The organism is Candidatus Symbiothrix dinenymphae, assembly GCF_001431085.1.
On sequence record NZ_BBRU01000443.1, the window covers coordinates 1 to 430 of the forward strand.

1 protein-coding gene is annotated in these 430 nt (G+C 38.1%); it reads left to right on the top strand.

The window, feature by feature from the left end; translation table 11 throughout:
* On the top strand, positions 1 to 353 hold a 353-nt coding region (locus ASC50_RS04830), incomplete at its 5' end, for a HepT-like ribonuclease domain-containing protein (protein WP_226995406.1).
* Between the last annotated feature and the right edge of the window lie 77 nt (positions 354 to 430).

The window sequence follows — 430 nt, forward strand, 5'->3', positions numbered from 1 at the left end:
AAGCACTGCAGCATATTGAAGAATCTCTTTTGCTGCTTGTTGAAAGTACGGAAATCATTACTACGGGCGATGATTTTTTGACTACGCCGTCAGGAATGTTGATGTTAGACGGTGTCTATATGCGACTTTTTGCCATAGGGGAAGAAGTGAAAAATCTTGACAAGCATTCCAACAAAGAGTTACTGCCTGCGTATCCGTCTATTCCTTGGCGTAAGATTATGGGGCTTCGTGATATAATTGCACATCACTATTTTGAAGTGGATGCCAATATAATTTTTGATGTTCTCCTAAACGAAGTGCCTCCGTTGCTTGATGTGATTACAAAAATGAAAAGAGATTTGGCAAAAATATGAAAACAGAAACAGATAACAAGCAAAAAAACGCGCTTTGATATTTTAGTAATTGTGCTCAGCACAAGATACTTAACGAG